This is a genomic window from Fulvimarina uroteuthidis, from assembly GCF_034321785.1.
GTDB classification, from domain to species: Bacteria; Pseudomonadota; Alphaproteobacteria; order Rhizobiales; family Rhizobiaceae; genus Fulvimarina; species Fulvimarina uroteuthidis.
On the sequence record NZ_JAXLPB010000007.1, the window covers coordinates 1 to 16,641 of the forward strand.

Genomic DNA, 16,641 nt, shown 5'->3' on the forward strand with positions numbered 1-16,641 from the left:
GACACGCCGCAAGCGTTGCTGCTCCGCCGGGAGCCTAAGGCCAACGTCGAGCGCTACGATGATCTGCGCGCCCGTAGTCGTGGAGACCGCCATGCGTCATGATCCCGCCAGCGGCGCTGTCGTCATCATGCTGCGCAGTCTCAAGATGTATGGGATGGCCCAGGCCGTCACCGACCTGATCGAGCAGGGCGCGCCTGCCTTCGAGGCCGCCGTGCCGATCCTGACGCAGCTCCTGAAGGCCGAGATGGCCGAACGTGAGGTGCGTTCAATCGCTTATCACATGAAGGCTGCACGCTTTCCGGCGTACAAGGATCTGACGAGCTTCGACTTCTCGGCCAGCGAGATAAACGAGGCCACGGTGCGCCAGCTCTATCGCTGCGAGTTCATCGAGGGAATGCAGAATGTCGTGCTGATCGGCGGGCCAGGCACCGGAAAGACCCATGTCGCGACCGCCCTCGGCGTCCAGGCGGTCGAGCAGCATCGGCGGAAAGTTCGGTTCTTCTCCACCATCGAACTCGTCAACGCGCTCGAGCAGGAGAAGACCAAAGGCAAGGCCGGCCAACTCGCCGAGACCCTGACCCGTCTTGATCTGGTGATCCTGGACGAACTTGGATACCTGCCGTTCAGTGCCTCAGGCGGCGCGCTGCTCTTCCACCTGCTGAGCAAGCTCTACGAGCGCACCAGCGTCGTCATCACGACCAATCTGAGCTTCAGCGAATGGGCCACCGTCTTCGGCGATGCCAAGATGACCACCGCGCTGCTCGATCGCCTCACCCATCGCTGCCACATCCTGGAGACCGGAAATGACAGCTTCCGCTTCAGGGCCAGCACCGCCGCCACCACCCGAAAAAGGAAGGAAAGCGCACATGCCTTGACCCGATCGTGACCCGCCCAGCATATCTGTGAGCCGGGTCAATTCTCGATGGAAACCCCGGGTCAGTTCCGGGTGGAAATCAACAACCCTCGATCCGTCGATCCGCTCATCAGGCTGATGTCGGTCAGCGCTCCGAGGACGACATCGCCGATCCGGTAGTCGTAGCCGATACGCGCACCGCCGCCGAAAGCTGCCTTCGGGTTGCCGGTGCCGTAGACGGTCGTGGCGGACAACGGCGTTGGGCCGAAGAGAACGTCCGGACCATCCCGGCCGAACACCGCTCCGCCCTGGCCACCGATATACAGGCCTGACCACGTGCCCTTCGGCTTGACGATAGCGATAGGTTCTGACGGAGACCGCTCGGGTATGACGAGATCGGCGGCGGATGCGCCGATCGAGGTCGACATCATGCTCGATGCCGCGATGATCGCCAGCTTTCGCAACAGCATCACTTCTCGGGGCATACTGATGCATAGCCGATTTCCCGACGCTCCGACCAGGGGACCGGCATCGACGATGATCGTGGCGACTCGGGACGGGGTTAAGTCCGTCCGCCTGACGACGTCGTCGTCGTGCCGCCTGTCTATGCTTCTGCTATGGCCCCGAGATTGCCGGAACTATACGGATGACGTGGACCTGCCGTCGTCCTTGCAGAGCGCTTTCGTCAGATCAGCTCGAATGCTTTCGACCAGCTCATGAGAACGACAGCGCCGTTCGCGATGAGCAGGAAAAAGACGGAGGCCGAACCGAGGTCCTTCGCCTCTTTCGCAAAGAGGCTCCAGTCTTGGGAGAGATGATCGACGACCTTCTCAATCGCCGTGTTCAGGGCTTCGGCGGTGAAAAGCATTGCGACGAGCACGATCTGCAAGACAATCCACCACACTCGAACACCAAGGCTGATATGGAGCGCAAAGATGATCGCAGCGCCGAGAATCTCGTGGCGGAACGCCTGCTCGCGCCAGAGGACGCGGATACCGCCCAGCGAATAGCTCGCAGCGGCAAGCACGTGGGCAGGTCCGGTCAGTTTGGGCGGAATGTCCGGCTCGTTTTCGTTCAAGCGCCCGGCTCCTCGTCTTGAGGTTGGGGGCTGCTGGTGCCCGGGCCGGTTTCGCGACAGGAAACCGAGAAATCGAGAGCCGGATCATAGACCTTGGTCATGACGGACATCAGACCCAGAACGGAGTGGAAGAGACTATCGTGGCTGAGAGGTTCTGCCCTTCGGGCCTCGATGCAGGACTGGTCGAGACCATCATCCTTCGCGAACGCATCCGAGAACCATGCGATCATCGGGACATGCGTCTGTCCCTTCGGCGCCATGAAATACGGAGCGGCATGCAGATAGAGTCCGCTCTCACCCAGTGACTCGCCGTGGTCGGAAACATAGATCATGGCGGCGTCGATACGGTCCGACTGTTCCCGAAGACTATCGATGATCTGACCGAGATTCCGGTCCGTCTGGACGATCGTGTTGTCGTAGGCGTTGACGAGTTCCTGGCTGGTACAATCCGCCAACTGGGGTGTCCGGCAATCGGGCTCGAAGCGCCGTGCTTCCTCGCCGTATCGGCGGAAATAGGCCGGCCCGTGGCTGCCGATCTGATGAAGAACGATGACGGTATCGTTCTTCACTCCGACGAGCACCTCCTTCAGACGGTTCGCGAGAACATCGTCACGACATTCCCCGTCCTCGCAGAATGATGGATCCGCGGTATCGGGGAGAAACTCATAAGCGGTCCGGTCTGCGACGCCCTTGGATCCGGTGTTGTTGTCAAGCCAAAGCGTTTTGATCCCGGCATGGCCGAGGACATCAAGAAGGTTCTCGGTCCACTTCCCCTTGGTTTCGGTATAATCGTCTCGGGGATAGACGGAGAACATGCAAGGCAGTGAAACCGCGGTCGCCGTTCCGCAACTTGAGACGTTCGAGAATGCGACGACGTCCCGTTTCGACAATTCGGGATTGGTGTCGCGCTCGTAACCGAGAAGGCCGAAATTGTGCGCACGAGCGGTTTCACCGGCAACGAGGACGAGGACTTTCGGTCGCGTGCCGTTGCCTCGGGAGGTCGAACGCGCATCCTCGCCAAGCTTTGTCAGAATCTGGTTCCGGTTCTGAAAGTGCCGGTCGATGACCTTCCCGACGCCGACGATAGCGCTTGCCGGGTTAAGGCTCGCCATAAGATCGTGATGGTTGCGGAACGTTGCGGCGAATACCGAGAAATTCAGAAAGACGATGCCGAGTACGACGAGGACCGACGGCAGGATGAATGCCGTGTTCCATCTGGCCTTCGCCAGAACGGCACGGTGCCGGATGCGGACCCACGCGATGCAGACTGCCGGAAGAAACCCGTAAATGACTATGTGAACGATGAAGTTCGGCGTGACGAATGCGCCGGCTTCCGGTGCCGTCGTCTCCAACGCGTTTCGGATCATGTCGCGATCGACGACGATCCCGAACGTGTCGACATAATAGGAGGAGACGGCTGCGATCAGGACGAAGACGATGAACACGGGCTTGATCACATATTTCATCGAGAACATCGTCAGGAGTGACGAGCCGAGGAGAAACAGCGCGATCGCGAAGCCGACCAGTGTGCCGGGAAATTCCTCGAAATAGGTCCAGGCCTTCATCCAGAACGTGGCGTTGGCGGTGGCGAGGACGAAGAGCGTCACGAGCATGCTCAACTGGATGCTCGTCAGGCTGGGACGTTTCATGAAGATTTGGCTCTTTAATGAGGATTCGATGGTTCGGCTCGCCTGCCCGGCGCTTGCTGGCACGAAGGGGCGAGCCGAACCTTCAGGAGATGTCGAGAACGTGAAATCAGGATGCGTGGCGGACGCCGGGCAGCATGCGCTTCATCACGCCGGTCTTGAACCAGAAGTGCTGGGCGAGCGCGCCTAGGATGTGGAAGCCGATCAAGGCCAGCAACGGGTTCTAGAGAAAGGTGTGATAGCCGGCGATAGCGTCGTTGCCGGTGAACCATGCAGCAAGGCCGAGGGCCGGCATGACGAGAAGCGCGGCATAGAGCAGGACATGCGTGACCTTCGCGAGTGTCGCGGCCCATGTCGGCTCGCCTTCGGGATGGGGCGGGCGGCCGTTGACGAAACGGTCGAGAAGACGAACGGCCGCCGCGGCGAGGACGAAGGTTCCCAGCACGATATGGGAGTAGCCGAGGAGGACGGTCGTCTGGTCGAGCACCTTGCCGTCCAGCGTCCCGTCCCAGAGGGCGGTCATGTATTCGCCTTCGATCCATTGGCCAATGATCAGAACGACGATGGTCCAGTGAAGGAAGACGTTGAGGCCGGTCCAGTGGGCGCGGCTGACGGTGGTGGACATGGGCGAAGGCACTCCGTTTGAAAGGGATGGGTCCGCATCCCCTCTGAGCCTCTGCCATCGTCATCTGCCTTGCCGGATCTATACGGTTTCGTAATCCTCGCCCCTTTTTCTTGGATGCGCCGGGCGTTGCAGGATCAATCGGCGGCCATGCCTTTCGAAGCGGGCACGAGAAGGATGTCCGCCGGCTTCGTCTTCGCCAGTTTTTCAAGGCCGGACTGGATCGCCGCGACGTCGGAACATTCGCCTCGATCGGAAAAGGCCATGCCGAAGCCGAACGGCTCGGCAGTTTCACGCGAGCATCCGGCGAGGAGGATCGTCCTGCTGCCTGAATCCGGTCCGATCCGGAAGGAAGACGGCCAGAGGGAGAGGACGTTCCGGCCTCCCGCCGTTGGCCAATCGAACGTCGCGATCGGAAGCCGCCCTTCATTGAGGACGGGGAGCGCTGGCCGCGAATTAAGTGCGACACCCGAAGGAAGCAGAGCCGTGAGGAGCCCTCCCGTTGTCACCCGCGACCAGCCAAGAGTCTTCAGCAATGGCGTCAACGCATGCGGGTCCAGATCGGTCTGGAAGACGATCGGTGTCGCCTCGTCTCCTCCGATCGTCAGCCGATGCCGAGGCAGATCGCGCCATCCGCCGTTTCGCCAGTCGGCCTCGGTCATTTCCTTCGAGACGAGCACCGGCGCGTAGTTTCCGGTCCAGGTCCCATAGTCGCGCCAGAGGTGAAAGCCGTAGAAGCCTGTGAAGACGATCGCGAGCACGCCGGCAAGCGGAGCGATGCGAATCGACCGATCCCGGCGATGGGTCGTCAAGGCGAAGATCGCGGTCATCAGGACGCCGAAGCTGAGGCCCGCGGACACATCGCTCAGCCAGTGTGCGCCGAGATACATGCGGCTGAAGGCGATCGTTAGGCCCGCAAGGATCGCAGCCCCGAACGTAATGACCTGGCCTGTGGGACGAAGCCGTGAAGCAATGATGACGGCGAGAATGCCGAAGAAGGTCATCGATAGCGTCGCGTGGCCGCTCGGGAAGGAAAAGGACGAAACGCCGGTATAGAGATCCGTCGGCCGCGGCCGCTGGATGATACCCTTCACGAAATGGACGAAGGTCTCCGAGCCGATCATCGTCAGGGCCGCCGTGATCGCGACCCGGAAATGTCGCCGGAAGGCGAGCCATGCGACGAGAGCGACCGTCAATGCCGTGAGGACGAACCCGTCCGCCGCCATGGTGATCGCAGTGACGATGTCGGTGCCCGCCTTCGTCCGAAGCCCCTGAAGCAGGTTGTAGACGGCCTTGTCAGCAAGTTTCAGTTCGGGATCGAGAAGGAGATTGCCGAGGAGCAGTAGGAAGACGCCTCCGGCGAGCGCCGCCAGAACGAGCACGGCCGTGCGGCCGACGATATTCGCCTCGTTCGACAGGAAGCGCACTTCCAGTCGAGCGAGCCATGTTTCGACGCTGGAGCGCCGTTCGATCCGGTCCTGGCGCCAGCCGGAGGCGAGCGGTACGACGAAGCCGATCAGGATCTTTCCAAGATACCAAACAATCAGCAGGAGAAGCACACCACCGGCCGCAAGAATCGCGAGGCGCGGATCGAGGGAATGGATGCGGGATAGCCCGAGGCCGACCCCGGCGGCCGGTATCAGGTGTGCGGCCGCCCATGCAAAGGCCGAAACGACGTTGACGGTGGCAAAGCGCGGAATGCTCATGCCTGCCATCCCGGCAATCCCGGGGACGATGGCCTTTACGCCAGGCACGAAGCGGCCGAGGAAGACGCTCTTGCCGCCGTGGCGGTGAAAGAAGGCCTCACCCTTGTCGATCAACGCACCGTAGCGCTTGAAGGGCCCGAGGCCGCGAAGGCGATCCCTGTAGTGATGGCCGATCCAGTAGGACAGCGCGTCGCCGGCGACGGCGCCGGCGGCCGCAACGCCGAGAACGGGCAGGAATGGCAGCTTGCCCGCGCCGATCATCGCGCCGACGGCGACGAGGACGACGGTGCTCGGCACGAAGAGACCGACGACGAAGAGCGCCTCGCCCATACAGACGAGGAACAGGAAAACGTAGGCCAGCACGAAGTGCTGATCGATGAGGTTCAGAAGCGTCTGGGTCATCGGGAGGGCTCGAAGCGGGAAATATGATTGCCATGCCCTACGGGCCGAAGCTTCGTGCCGGATGTCTCGAACTATACGCTTCGGTATAGGAAGCCGGATCATGCAAAAGGACCCGGGACGAGCCTGTCCCGAGTCCCACTTTTCCCGCCGCGACCGCTACGGCCGCGGAATCTGCCGTTCGTTTACTCTCCTGCCCGAACTTCCAGGCGCTCGAGCGTACCCGGGTCGTTCCGGTTGTCTTTCCTGCGGGAAAGATATTCCGAAGCGACGAGGACGCCGGCAAGAAGCGCGAGCGTGATCAGCGAGGCGGTACCCCTCGGCAGGTTGAAACCGCCGTGATCGATGGGCTTCGTCAGAAGATCGCCGAAGGTCGCGCCGAACGGGCGCGTGAAGATGAAGGCGATCCAGAACAGGAGGACGTGGCTGATGCGGGTTCCGTAGTGCAGTGCGACGACGACGCCGATGACGGCGGCCGTGACGAGCGCGCCCTGAACGTAGGAAAGGCCGGCATTGTCGGTGAGCCAGTCGCCGAAGGCGGTGCCGAGGCTGTTCGAGAAGACGATGGCGATCCAGTAGAAGGTCTCGGCATCCTTGCGGCGGATCGGATAGACCGAGAGATCACGGTCCCGCCAGTACCAGATGGCGAGGGTGGCAGCGAGGCCCGCGACGAGGATCAGCGATCCGGCCGCGTAGCCGAGGCCAAAGGATCGGTCCATCATGTCCGACACCTCGGTGCCGGCGGTCGTCGTCGCGATGATCGCCGCCCAGAAGAGAGCCGGGTGGTAGCGATCGAAGCGGATCTGCGCGACGAGGAGCGCGATCAAGATCGCAAAGGTGACACCGAAACCGACATAGTAGCCGAGATTAAGCGTCATCGAGATGAAGTCGCCGGCGGTCTCGCCGAGCGTGGTCGCGAGGATCTTCATGATCCAGAATGCCAGCGTGACCTGAGCGACCTTGCTCGCGGTCGAAGTGAGTTTGTCCGTCATCGAGAGAAGCTTTCCAGAGGTTGACGATTCCGGCTCGAAGGTCGGTTCGTCGTCTTCTCTAGGACCCGTCTTTCGCGGTGCGATGGAGCGGAGAATACGCTTCGGTAATGTGAGTGATCGGTCACGAAAACGCCCTCGCGAGAGTTCGCGAGGGCGTCCTTCCGATCGGAGAGGCCTGGAGGTCGTCTTTTCCGATCAGTCGGCCATCTCGCCGTCTTCGGCTTCTTCGCCCTGATCGTTTGCCTCGGTCTCGTTCTCGTCGGAGGCGTTCTGGTCGACCTTGCCGGACTTGATGTCGACCATGACGATCTTCACCGATCCGTCGGACTGCGCGAGTTCGATTTCCCAGGAATTGTCGGCCTTCTCGTCGGAAATCGTCGCGTCGAAGGCCTTGCCGCCGACGGCGGCCTCGGCCTTTCCGACAGCGTCGGTCAGCGTGACGGTTGCGGACATCGCCTTCTGCGTCTCGGCCTGATCGGCCTCGCCCTTGCCGTTGTCTGCCGCGAAGGCCGTGCTCCCGGCTGCGAGGATCGCGGCCATTCCGAGGGCGGCGGCGGTGATGCGGTTCTTCATGGGGTTTCCTTTCGTTGACGGAGCCTTCTTGTCTGGCTCGAAAGGAAGATGAGGGGCGTAGATGACGTCCAAAGCTCCAAGACTATACGGTTGAGTATAGCGCGCTCGTCCGCCCCGTCGTGTCGAAAAATACGGCCGCCCGGGCGAACCGGACGGCCGTTGCCTAACCGACGATGTCGTCGCCATCATCCGCGAGCGATGCTCCTGCGGACTGCCTGTGCCTGATGATCGCGAAGCGACTGGTCGCCGGGCACCAGGGTACGGTGACGGACAGGCGTCGCATGCGTGAACCAGGAGCCGTGTTCCGCGATGTCCATCCGGGTATCCTCAGCGACCTGCTTCGCGCTCGCGTCCGAACCCGGCACCATCACGAAATTGTCGTCGGCCGTGCGCTGGGCCGCATTCGCGGCGCCGGTGCCTGCGAGGCCGCCCATGATCGAGGCGAAGGCCAGAGCGGCGAAGGCAGTCTTCTTGAAGGCGTTCATTGTTTTTCTCCGAGGGATCGGGTTTTCGTTTTTGACGAGCCGTCCCTCAAGCTCATGAGATCAAGATGGGAGCGGAAGATTGCCGTATCCGGGACGGAAGATTGTGGTTTTGTGATCTTGCGGAAGAGCCTCTCGATCCTCGCCAATCGGCTGAAGGCTGCGGCGAAGCGGCTGAAGCGGGACGTCGTCGTCCTGTGGCTGGCGGCTCGTGATCCCGAAACGCCCATGGCCGCCCGGTTGGTCGCATTCTTGACGGCGGCCTATGCCCTGTCGCCCGTCGATCTGATCCCGGACTTCATTCCGGTCCTCGGGCTCCTCGATGATCTGGTTCTCGTCCCGGCTGGGATCTGGCTCGCTCTCCGGCTGATCCCGAAGGCACAGATCTCGAGGCTGCGACGGCAGGCGGAAGCCATCGGACGTCGGCCGAAGAGCCGGCTCGGGCTCGTTCTGGTCGTCGCCATCTGGATGTCAGGGATCGCGCTGGTCCTCTACGCAACCCGGAGCCGATTGTTTACCGCCATGTGACGAACCATGCGCCGATGGCGATGAGTGCGACGCCGAGCCAATTGACGGGAGCGAGCCGCTCGCCGAGGAAGAGAACGCCGAAGACGGCGACGAGGACGACGGAGAGTTTGTCGAGCGGTGCGACGCGCGCCGCATCGCCGAGCTTCAGAGCGCGGAATTAGCAGAGCCATGAAGCTCCTGTCGCGAACCCCGAAAGGATGAGGAAAACCAGAGAGCGACCTGGAAGCGAGGTCAGCGGGCGCCACTGTTTCGTGACCGCGACGATGCATGACAGAAGGGCTACGACGACAAGCGTGCGGATAAGCGTTGCGAGATCCGACGGGATGTCGGACACCCCGACCTTCGCCAGGATCGCGGTCGCGGCTGCGAACACCGCCGCCATGAGCGCCCAGAATTGCCAAGCCGTCGAGAATGCGCTCATCGTGATCGGTTCCTGCTGCAAGATGTCAATCGCGAAGCCTGTATCGCACGACTTCTTCCGCAAGGAGATGATTCCGAGGTGTCACGGTCTCTCGCGAGACCTCCTCTACGTCCTCGGGAAGCGGGTCTGCAAATCCTGCGGGTGCGACGATCTCAGCCTCACTAGCCAGTGAACAGAGGCGGGACGCGAGGTTCACCGTGCGACCGAGAACCGTGAAGTCGGCTCTTTCGCTCGTGCCGACTGCCGTTGCGACGACCTCCCCCCGGTAGAGTCCGACACCGGGACGTCTTTCCAGATCGCGACATGCGCGAATGCATGCGAGGGCGGCATCGAAGGCGTGTGCGACGGCGTCTGGCTGCCTGAAGACCGCAAGCACCCCGTCGCCGATGATCTTGTCGATTTCTCCGCAGTTCCCGGAAACGACCGCCGCGGTCCGCGTCATGAATGCATCGATCAATTTGGCGACGTCTTGCGTGTCGTTCGTGTCCGCAAAGCCGGAGAAGTCTCGGAGGTCGGCAAACAGGATGACGGCATCGAGCCGTTCCGTTTTGGTGGATGCACCAAGAGCGTCCCGAACCGCCGCGACCGGAAGAAAACTTCGCAGGCGATCGTGAATGCGACCGACATATCGCGCTTGGGCATCAATCCGTTTCTGCGCACGAACGACGACGAACGCCATCGTCACGACGAAGAGCACGATTACGGATGCGAAGACCATCGCCCAGGTGCCCGCCGAGCGGAGGATCGAGGCCTCGAGCGATGTCGCCGGACGTGTCGCGGCAATCAGCGTGGCAAGTTCGCCGGTTTGCGGTTCAGCCGTCCCGATGGAAGTCCATGTGTTGGGAGTTATCAAATCTTCGACGAGGAGCGGCCCCGCTTCCTCGATCTCGTGCCGAAAACCCGTCAGATCCGGATCGCTGCAACCCGCCTGCTCGTCGGCGCGGACCGTGTATGAGCGCGCGGGGGTGACGACCGAGAGGCATGTGAACCCCAATTCGACGGCTTCGCGCTCCAGTTCGGCCAGCATCCGCGGTGTCGGCTCTGGCTCGATTGTATCGTTCGACGATCGTGGAACGATCGTGCTGACAAGGCGCACGTCCGATTGAGCAAAGAGGGACCCGGACCTCGCCGACACACCGGCGATCATAGTCACACCGAGTCCGAAACCGCCGATGACCAGCAACGGCAGGAGGACGAACACGAAAGTTCCGAGAAGCGGAAAGGACGTGCCGATTTTCGCGGCGGACTCGGAGGTGTCGGGCGTCAAACTGAATGTCAGGGGATCCCTCCAGGAAAGGGAACTGGACGCACGATGCTCGCACGTCCCGTGGTGGGCCAGTCGGGGAAGATCCAGTTGCCCTCAGGCCGAAAGGCTCGGCGTGGCGCCTTCCTCGATCTTGTCCTTCTTCGTCACGGTCAGGTAGGTGACGAGACCGGCGATGGTGAGGAGGAAGAGAGCACTGGTGCCCGTGGTGCCGAGGCCGAGACCCCCATGGTTCGTCGGCTGCGAGAGGAGATCGCCCATTGAGGCCCCGAACGGCCGGGTCAGGATGTAGGCGACCCAGAATGTCAGGACCGCGCCGGCTCCGAACCGATAGGCGGCGTAGACGCATGCGATAAGCGCGCCGAAGATCAGTGCCGAGATGCCGTAGCCGAGGCCGAGGCGCTCCGCGATCAGATCGCCGGCGGATGTGCCGAGCGCGAAGGTGAAGAGGATCGCGGCCCAGTAGAAGAGTTCGCGCTTGCGCGTGAAGATCGAATGGATCGAAAGCGTCCGCTCGCTGGCGTACCAAGCGAGGAACGTGACAGCGAGGCCGATCGAGAAGGCGATCGTGGTGGTAACGAGGCTGATGCCGAGATCGTCGACCATGTAGTCGGAGATCAGCGTTCCGACGACCGACCCGAAGACGACGACGAGCCAGTAGCTGGTCGCGACATATTCGCGGAGCTTCAATTGGTAGGCGAGAACCGCGACGAGAAGAGCGCTCATGATGAGCGAGGTGACGACGAGGCCGAGGCCGACATTGAAGATGAGAAAATCGGCGGCTGTCTCGCCGACCGTCGTCGCCATGATCTTGATGACCCAAAAGGCGAGCGTGATCTGGGGGACCTTGCACAGGAGGGTTTCGGTCAGGGCCGATTGGTTCGAGTTCATTCCGGGGCTCCAAGGGAAAATCGCCGCTTCCTGCGGCATATCCGATGGCTTAGGTGACCCGAATTGCGGTCGCTTCTCTCCGGCTATACCATTTCGTAATTCTGCGTGCTTAGCGCGGCGTGAGCGGTCGGAAGTTCGATCCGGATCCGCAGGCCGGGGGCGTTGTCTAGCGCCTCGACAGTGCCTGAGTGTAGTTCCACGATTGCCGCAACGAGAGACAGACCAAGTCCGCTTCCGGGTGTGGTGCGACTGCGATCGAGTCGATAAAGGCGTTCAAAGATGCGTTCGCGCTCGTTCTCGGAAACGCCCGGTCCATCGTCTGCTATATCGAGCCGAACCCGGCCGTTCTGTATCGAGACCGCAACCTCGATCCGACCGGGCGCGGGAACATGGCGGATCGCATTCTCCAAGAGGTTTGCGACGGCCTGTGTGAGGAGTTCCTCGTCGCCTTCGATTTCACCGAGTTCGAGATGCTTCCAGATCAGTTCGTGTTCTTCGTCGGCCGCAACCTCCCCGTATATGTCACAGGTTTTCCGCACAACGTTAGCAAGATCCAGGCGGCGGAACCGGGATTTCCTTGTTCCGGCTTCGATCTGGGCAATCCGAAGAAGTGCGTTGAAAGTCTCGATCGCCGCGTCGCTCTCCTCGATCGCTGCGTCGATGGCCGTCTCGTATTCATCCGGCGAACGAGGTTGTCGCCTCACGACTTCGAGCTTCTGCCTGAGCCTCGCGAGCGGTGTTCTAAGATCATGGGCGATGTCGGCCGAGACCTGCTTCAAACTCGAAAGCAACGTCTCGATCCGGGCAAGCATAGTGTTAATGTCGGTCGCAAGACGATCCAGTTCGTCCCGCCGCTTGGAAACGGGGAGGCGAAGGTCAAGACGTCCCTCGACGATCCGCCGTGTCGTGGCGGCGATTTCGTCTACCCGGCGCGTCGGCCCCACGGAAACGATGAAGCCGCCGACAAGGGCGAGAAGCGTCGTGACAAGCGCGCCCCAGAGCATGGCCGACAGGATGATTTCCTGTGTCTCGTCGAGGACGTGTGAGTTCCGCCCGATCATGACGTCGAACGGACCGATCCGTTCGCCGAGGCCGAGCAGCAAAACCTCTCCATCGCTGTTGCGGGAGGCAGCTCTCTTCAGATCCTCGGAGTTGTCGAATGTGTTCTGTGACAGTTTCTCGTCCGTCCAGCCGTCGCGCCAGAGATCGGGAGGCATATTGCCCGCGATCGCTGCTCCGTCGGACGATTGGCGCATCATGAAGAAGCGATCTTCCGATGCGGATTCCGCGAGATCGTCCATACGTTCAAGAAGTGCACCTTCGCCTCCGGCACGAAAGGCCTGCCGCAAGATGCGCATGTCATCGGAGACCGCCGAGCGCAGGATCCCAGCCATCTCTGAGGAGGCGGCGATATAGGTTATGCCGAGGATCGCGAGGACCGATCCTAGAAAGAAGACGGTGTAAAGAAGCGCGACCCGGAAGGAGGTCGAACGGAACGGCTCAGGACGGAACATTGAGGACGTATCCAGCGCCTCTGATCGTCTTGATCATTTCGGTCACGTATGGTCGATCCACCTTGCCACGTAGCCGGCTGACATGGGTTTCCACTACGTTGGTCTTCGGGTCGAAGTGAAAATCCCAGACGCGCTCGAGCAACATGGTTCGCGTCAGAACCCGTCCGCGATTGCGCATCATGTATTCCAGAAGCCGGAATTCGCGAGGTTGCAGATCGATTTCCCGGCTCTCGCGCTTCACCGTCCGGGCGATCAGATTCATCTCAAGAGCGCCCACCGTCAGGACCGTCTCCTCCTTGCGCATGGGTGAGCGGCGCGCCAGCGCATTAAGCCGCGCCATTAATTCGGAAAAGGCGAAGGGCTTGACGAGATAGTCGTCGGCCCCAGCTTCCAGCCCCTCGACGCGGTCGTCGAGACCGGACACGGAGGTCAGGAAGATCACCGGCGTGTCTCGTCCGGAGGAGCGCAGCGCCCTGACGATGGACAGCCCGTCGATACCGGGCAGCATACGGTCGACGACCATCGCGTCGTAGTCCCGCGTGCAGGCAAGCTCCAAACCTATCGGGCCGGACGCCGCATGATCCGGATCGTGGCCCTCCTCCTTCAGCCCGCCGGTGACGTAATCGGCGGTCGAGCGGTCGTCTTCGATGACGAGCACTTTCATTGTGCGTTTCCTTCTCTGGCTTCCGCCATTTGCGTATATGCCGCGCCCGCGGCGACGAAGGCCTCGAAAGCCTTGTCCATGGCCCCTGTGCGACTCCAAAGCCATGGAAAGTGACCGTAAGCGACGGATAGCTGATCGTCTGCTTCGTCGGCGGACTTGCCTGCTATACTATATTCGTAGATCGCCGACGCCAGTCCTGTCCGATCCGCGCCTCCCATGCAGTGAATCAGCAAAGGTTTCGGGGCAGACTCTATCACGGTCGCGAGCCGCCGCATCGTAGCAAGGTCCGGTTCCTCGCGAGCCGAGAGCCCGATCGAGATGTGCACGATCTTCGAGCGGCGCACGACATCCGCTTCGTTGGAATACCAGCCGACGTCCGGGTGCTCGCCACGCAGGTTCAGGATTGATTTTATCCCCTTCTGCGCGATGAGTGCTTCGAGATCGTCTCGGTCGAGTTGCCCGGAGCGATAGACGGCACCCAATTCGACGGCGTGGACGTTCCCGGAGAAATGCAGGAAGCCGGCATACCCCGCGGGAGGGGCAACAAGGACGGCGACCGCAATAAGGAAACCGCCGATTGGACGTCTGATGCCGGACACGAACGAGATCCTCCAAATTGAGTGTCTCGTCTTCGTAAGGCGCGGAATTTGCCGGCGAATGTCCCCAACTATACCGATTTGTATACCAACGCAGCAATTGATTTCCAAATATTGCCATTAATATAATTTCAAACTCATTTTATCCCTTTCTTGCCGACAAAGAGAACTATCACAATATGCGCACAAACTTATGATACAAAAATAGATTAAGAAAATAACAAATCACTGAAATGTAGACTTTCAAATATGCTTGTATTCGTTAGTTTGTGGCCGATGGCGAAAAACCGAAAAATTTCCGGCAGCTCGCTTATTCGCCGCCTATTTGCTTGATGGCCGGTTTCTTCAGTGGATCACGCCGATGAGAAACGTTTCCATTCTAACCGCCGGATCGGCACTCATCACGATTGCCGTCGTGGTCACGATCTGGTCATGGATATCGACAGGATCGGTGGGCGAGTTGCGACCGGGCGACGACGACGCCGTCGTGCAGGGCTCTCGGATATACGCGCAGAATTGCGCCTCTTGTCATGGCGGCGACCTTCAGGGCTAGACGAATTGGAAGCAGCCGGGTCCCGATGGACGTATGCCCGCACCGCCGCACGACGAAACCGGTCATACTTGGCATCATGATGGCCGAACATTGTTCCGCCTAGTGAAATTCGGCCCAACCGCACTGCTCGATCCTGGTTCGTCGTACGAAACGAATATGCCTGCCTATGACGGTGTTCTGGAGGATGAGGAAATTCTCGCAGTCCTCTCCTACATTAAGAGTACCTGGCCGGATGATGTCAGACAGCGTCACGACGAAATGGAGGTAATGCAATGATCAGCCAAAGGGCTAACAATGCGGGCTTCAAGACGACCCGCCGTGCAGTGTTGCTTGGCGGTACCTTTGCTCTCGCTGCGCCGGGCTTGCTACGCGCTCAGGGCATGATGGAGCATGGAGGCATGATGGAGAGCGGCAGAAATTCAACGGCCGCCACTCCCGCCGGTGGCGCCCCGTTCAGATCCTTGCCCACACTCAATGTCACAAACGGCAAACTCGATCTGCGCGCAATGGCTGGACAAACGCATTTTGAAGGCGGTGCTCCGACAAAGACAAAGGGGTTCAGTCAAGCCTACTTGGGACCGACAATACGTCTTAGGCGTGGGGAAACGGTCGAGGCACAAGTCGCGAACGCAACCGAACGGCCGATTTCTGTGCATTGGCACGGACTACACGTGACTTCCGATGCTGATGGGGGAGCTCCGCAATCCGCCATCGCTGCGGGTGACAGTTGGAAAGCCACGCTGCCCATCGAACAGCCTGCGGCGACGCTCTGGTATCACACTCATGTTCATGGCCACACGGCGCCCGACGTTTGGGCCGGCCTCGCTGGTGCGATGATCCTCGAGGATGAGGTGTCGGATGCATTAGGTTTGCCGTCCACAGACGGTATCGATGATTTCACGATAATCATGCAAGACAAGAGCTTCGATGCCGAGGGGCGTGCAAACTACGATCCAGGCATGATGGGCATCATGCACGGAGTGGTAGGCCAGATCGTGCTTGTGAACGGCCAGTTTGCGCCACGGGCTTCAGTGCCTGCGGGACCTGTTCGTTTGCGATTGATCAACGCTGCTACCTCCGCCGAACATCATGTAACCTTCGCTCATCCAACCGTTGTGGTCGGAGTCGATCAGGGGCTTCTGCCCGAACCGATTGCTGTGGAAAGCGTGACTGTCTCGCCTGGCGCACGGGTCGAGGTGATCGTAGATCTGAGTGATGGCGAAATATGTATGCCGTCAGTCACGGCAGCGACCGTGGGCAGCTCAGAGGGCGGTGATGCTAGCATGATGGGTGGTGGCATGATGGCGGAGAGAAACACGCCCCACCCCCTTCTGACGCTCGCTCCAGATGCGTCGCTACCTGTGCGCGGCCGGATCCCCGATCGCTTGGTGGACCCGCTTCCTGATCCGCCGACGCCAGTCACGACCCGTCGCTTCGCCCTTCAAGAGAATATGGGTCCGATGCAGCATCTGCGCAGCGCAATTGGTTCCGGGCCGGTGATGGCGATCAATGGCGAACCTTACAATCCGGAACGAATGAATTTTACGGTTAAGCGTGGGACGGTTGAGCGGTGGACGATCTCCGCGGAGGGCATGGCTCATCCTTTCCATGCACATGGGGTAAAATTCCGGGTGCCCGAGCCGACTGGACCGGAGGAAATGGGTTGGAAGGACGTGGTGACGGTGTCCGGCACGCGGGATCTCTGGGTTTCTGTCGAAGCAGAATCACGAGGTGACATACCTTTCATGTACCATTGTCATATCCTGGAGCATGAGGATGCTGGCATGATGGGTCAATTCATCACCAAGTAAGCGCTGCTTCACACCCCATTTTCTAATCAACTCAAAGATCGTTTCGGC

The 16,641-nt window shown here is 60.7% G+C and carries 17 protein-coding genes and 1 pseudogene; 4 read left to right on the top strand and 14 right to left on the bottom strand.

Annotated features, from left to right (window positions below):
• Positions 1 to 91 precede the first annotated feature (91 nt).
• The gene (gene istB, locus U0C82_RS17055) at positions 92 to 886 is read left to right on the top strand and encodes an IS21-like element helper ATPase IstB (RefSeq protein WP_322189009.1); all 795 of its coding nucleotides are present in this window, start codon (positions 92 to 94) and stop codon (positions 884 to 886) included.
• A 50-nt stretch (positions 887 to 936) separates the two neighbouring features.
• Here the strand turns inward: istB and U0C82_RS17060 are convergent, their stop codons facing one another.
• The 3 genes from U0C82_RS17060 to U0C82_RS17070 all read right to left on the bottom strand — a co-directional run bounded on the left by U0C82_RS17060 (position 937) and on the right by U0C82_RS17070 (position 3,580).
• Positions 937 to 1,284 carry a hypothetical protein gene (locus U0C82_RS17060; protein WP_322188820.1) on the bottom strand — a complete coding sequence of 116 codons (348 nt, stop codon included), beginning with the start codon at positions 1,282 to 1,284 and terminating at the stop codon, positions 937 to 939.
• 254 nt (positions 1,285 to 1,538) lie between these two features.
• Positions 1,539 to 1,880 carry a diacylglycerol kinase gene (locus tag U0C82_RS17065; RefSeq protein ID WP_322188822.1) on the bottom strand — a complete coding sequence of 114 codons (342 nt, stop codon included), beginning with the start codon at positions 1,878 to 1,880 and terminating at the stop codon, positions 1,539 to 1,541.
• Between the two features lie 47 nt (positions 1,881 to 1,927).
• The gene (locus U0C82_RS17070) at positions 1,928 to 3,580 is read right to left on the bottom strand and encodes a phosphoethanolamine transferase (protein WP_322188824.1); all 1,653 of its coding nucleotides are present in this window, start codon (positions 3,578 to 3,580) and stop codon (positions 1,928 to 1,930) included.
• Here U0C82_RS17070 and U0C82_RS17075 point away from each other — a divergent pair.
• Complete coding sequence (locus tag U0C82_RS17075; RefSeq protein WP_322188826.1) at positions 3,579 to 3,767, top strand: hypothetical protein; 189 nt, start codon at positions 3,579 to 3,581, stop codon at positions 3,765 to 3,767. The genes U0C82_RS17070 and U0C82_RS17075 overlap by 2 nt on opposite strands.
• A 33-nt stretch (positions 3,768 to 3,800) precedes the next feature.
• Here the strand turns inward: U0C82_RS17075 and U0C82_RS17080 are convergent, their stop codons facing one another.
• From U0C82_RS17080 to U0C82_RS17100, 5 genes are all read right to left on the bottom strand, one after another.
• The gene (locus U0C82_RS17080; protein ID WP_322188828.1) at positions 3,801 to 4,202 is read right to left on the bottom strand and encodes a cytochrome b; all 402 of its coding nucleotides are present in this window, start codon (positions 4,200 to 4,202) and stop codon (positions 3,801 to 3,803) included.
• A 134-nt stretch (positions 4,203 to 4,336) separates the two neighbouring features.
• Complete coding sequence (locus tag U0C82_RS17085) at positions 4,337 to 6,307, bottom strand: bifunctional DedA family/phosphatase PAP2 family protein (RefSeq protein ID WP_322188830.1); 1,971 nt, start codon at positions 6,305 to 6,307, stop codon at positions 4,337 to 4,339.
• Between the two features lie 182 nt (positions 6,308 to 6,489).
• Positions 6,490 to 7,296, bottom strand: a complete 807-nt coding sequence (locus U0C82_RS17090; protein ID WP_322188832.1) for a COG4705 family protein — start codon at positions 7,294 to 7,296, stop codon at positions 6,490 to 6,492.
• 195 nt (positions 7,297 to 7,491) lie between these two features.
• Entirely contained in the window at positions 7,492 to 7,869 is a 378-nt protein-coding gene (locus U0C82_RS17095) for a PepSY domain-containing protein (RefSeq protein ID WP_322188834.1), read from the bottom strand.
• 185 nt (positions 7,870 to 8,054) lie between these two features.
• On the bottom strand, positions 8,055 to 8,354 hold the full coding sequence (locus tag U0C82_RS17100; RefSeq protein ID WP_322188836.1) for a hypothetical protein: 300 nt from the start codon (positions 8,352 to 8,354) through the stop codon (positions 8,055 to 8,057).
• Between the two features lie 111 nt (positions 8,355 to 8,465).
• On the opposite strand from U0C82_RS17100, the gene U0C82_RS17105 reads away from it, so the two are divergent.
• A complete protein-coding gene (locus U0C82_RS17105) occupies positions 8,466 to 8,879 on the top strand; it encodes a YkvA family protein (RefSeq protein ID WP_322188838.1) in 414 nt (137 codons plus the stop codon).
• Here the strand turns inward: U0C82_RS17105 and U0C82_RS17110 are convergent.
• The 6 genes and pseudogenes from U0C82_RS17110 to U0C82_RS17135 all read right to left on the bottom strand — a co-directional run bounded on the left by U0C82_RS17110 (position 8,866) and on the right by U0C82_RS17135 (position 14,232).
• Positions 8,866 to 9,300: pseudogene (locus tag U0C82_RS17110) on the bottom strand (EamA family transporter). The gene U0C82_RS17105 and the pseudogene U0C82_RS17110 overlap by 14 nt on opposite strands.
• 25 nt (positions 9,301 to 9,325) lie before the next feature.
• Positions 9,326 to 10,567 carry an adenylate/guanylate cyclase domain-containing protein gene (locus U0C82_RS17115; protein ID WP_322188840.1) on the bottom strand — a complete coding sequence of 414 codons (1,242 nt, stop codon included), beginning with the start codon at positions 10,565 to 10,567 and terminating at the stop codon, positions 9,326 to 9,328.
• A 93-nt stretch (positions 10,568 to 10,660) separates the two neighbouring features.
• Positions 10,661 to 11,455: a COG4705 family protein gene (locus U0C82_RS17120; protein ID WP_322188842.1), complete on the bottom strand. Its 795-nt coding sequence runs from the start codon at positions 11,453 to 11,455 to the stop codon at positions 10,661 to 10,663.
• Between the two features lie 83 nt (positions 11,456 to 11,538).
• The gene (locus U0C82_RS17125; protein WP_322188844.1) at positions 11,539 to 12,969 is read right to left on the bottom strand and encodes a sensor histidine kinase; all 1,431 of its coding nucleotides are present in this window, start codon (positions 12,967 to 12,969) and stop codon (positions 11,539 to 11,541) included.
• Positions 12,956 to 13,633 (bottom strand): response regulator transcription factor, encoded by a 678-nt coding sequence (locus tag U0C82_RS17130; RefSeq protein WP_322188846.1) that lies wholly within the window; start codon positions 13,631 to 13,633, stop codon positions 12,956 to 12,958. The genes U0C82_RS17125 and U0C82_RS17130 overlap by 14 nt, the downstream gene beginning before the upstream one ends.
• On the bottom strand, positions 13,630 to 14,232 hold the full coding sequence (locus U0C82_RS17135) for a fused DSP-PTPase phosphatase/NAD kinase-like protein (protein WP_322188848.1): 603 nt from the start codon (positions 14,230 to 14,232) through the stop codon (positions 13,630 to 13,632). The genes U0C82_RS17130 and U0C82_RS17135 overlap by 4 nt, the downstream gene beginning before the upstream one ends.
• Before the next feature lie 822 nt (positions 14,233 to 15,054).
• On the opposite strand from U0C82_RS17135, the gene U0C82_RS17140 reads away from it, so the two are divergent.
• Positions 15,055 to 16,593 (top strand): multicopper oxidase family protein, encoded by a 1,539-nt coding sequence (locus tag U0C82_RS17140; protein ID WP_322188849.1) that lies wholly within the window; start codon positions 15,055 to 15,057, stop codon positions 16,591 to 16,593.
• Positions 16,594 to 16,641: the final 48 nt, after the last annotated feature.